Annotated in this window: 1 protein-coding gene; it reads left to right on the top strand. The window is 68.7% G+C overall.

Going from position 1 to position 1663, the window contains the following annotated elements; all coding sequences use genetic code 11:
* Positions 1-119: 119 nt before the first annotated feature.
* Positions 120-1517, top strand: a complete 1398-nt coding sequence (locus ABZV06_RS32025; RefSeq protein WP_355625994.1) for an IS1380 family transposase — start codon at positions 120-122, stop codon at positions 1515-1517.
* Positions 1518-1663: the final 146 nt, after the last annotated feature.

The following is a 1663-nucleotide window of genomic DNA, read 5'->3' as shown; positions in this document are numbered from 1 at the left end:
CCTCGGCCCTTCGTTAAGGGCTGTCCACGGACTGGGCAGAAACGAAGAAGTGCCTTCTGATCAGGGAAGATAGGACTTGCTGAGGGTCCGATTTTCCTGTCACGGAAGGCACTTGCTGGGTGAAGGCTACCGCAACACGTCCGAAGATCACGGTCACCGGTGACGGTCGAGGCGTAGTCGGTCACGCGGGTGCCCGGCTACTCGCCGACCTCGCTGATGCGACCGGGCTGACCAGCACGTTCAGCCGGGCCCTCGCCGGTCTGCGGCTGCGGCGCAGCGGTCATGACCCGGGCCGGATCGCCGTGGATCTGGCGATAACGCTCGCCGACGGCGGCGAAGCGATTGCCGATCTCGCCGTGCTGCGTGACCAGGCCGGCCTGTTCGGACAGGTCGCGTCCGACCCGACCGCGTGGCGGCTGCTGTCGCAGGTGGACGAGACGCTGCTGGCCGGATTACGGGCCGCGCGAGCTGAAGCTCGTGAAGTCGCGTGGGCTCAGCGCGCCGAGACCCGTGGTGACCTGCCGCAGCCGACGGTGGCCGGCCAGTCGGTCCACGGCCTGGTCCTGGACATCGACGCGACGATCGTCATCTGCCACTCCGAGAAGGAGTCAGCGACCCGGACCTGGAAGAAGACGTTCGGATATCACCCGTTGCTCTGCTTCCTGGACAATACCGGCGAGGCCCTCGCCGGACTGCTGCGCGAGGGCCGGGCCGGATCCAACACCACCACCGACCACATCACCGTCCTCGACCAGGCCCTCGCCCAGATCCCCGACGCGTATCGGCATGGCACCCCGATCCTGCTGCGCAGCGACTCCGCGGGCTCCAGTCATGGCTTCCTCGCCCACATCCGCGGCCTGCGCGAACAGCACCTCGACATCCGGTTCTCCGTCGGCGCCGCGATCACCGAACCGGTCCGGGAAGCGATCCGCGCCGCGGCCGGCTGGGTCCCCGCCGTCGACACCGGCGGTGACTTGCGTGAACACGCCGAAGTCTGTGAGATCACCGGCCTATTCGACGCGACCGGCTGGCCCGAGGGCACCCGATTCCTGGTCCGCCGCGAACGCCCGCACCCCGGCGCCCAGCTGACCTTGTTCGACACCATCGAAGGCTGGCGCCACCAGGTCGTCGCCACCGACACCCCACCCGGCAACGGCAGCATCCAGCGCCTGGAAGCCCGCCACCGAGCCCACGCCCGAGTCGAGGACCGCATCCGCAACGGCAAAAACACCGGCTTCGGCCGGTTCCCCTCCCGGATCTTCGCCATCAACCAGGCATGGCTCCAGTTGGCGCTGACCGGCATCGACCTACTGGCCTGGACCCAAAACCTGCTGCTGGACGGCGACCTCGCCGCAGCCGAGCCCAAGAAGCTGCGCTACCGGCTGCTGCACGTCGCGGCACGCTTGACCCGCACCGCTCGCCGCACCACCCTCGCCATCGCCGCCGGCTGGCCCTGGACAGACGCCTTGACCACCGCATTCAGCCGCCTCGCCGTGCTGCCACGACCAGCCGGCTAAACCCACTACCCGATGCCCCGCCCAGCAGCACGGAGGAACCCGGCCCCGCGTCGGGCCCTCGCCATACCCACCAACGAGCACAACCCCGACAACACCCGCCTCATCGAGGAACGCCTATCAACCGGCGCTCAAACGAAAGACCGAGG

The sequence above is a fragment of the Micromonospora sp. NPDC005172 genome, from assembly GCF_040608555.1.
GTDB lineage: Bacteria > Actinomycetota > Actinomycetes > Mycobacteriales > Micromonosporaceae > Micromonospora.
This window is presented reverse-complemented; position numbering and strand designations above follow the sequence as displayed.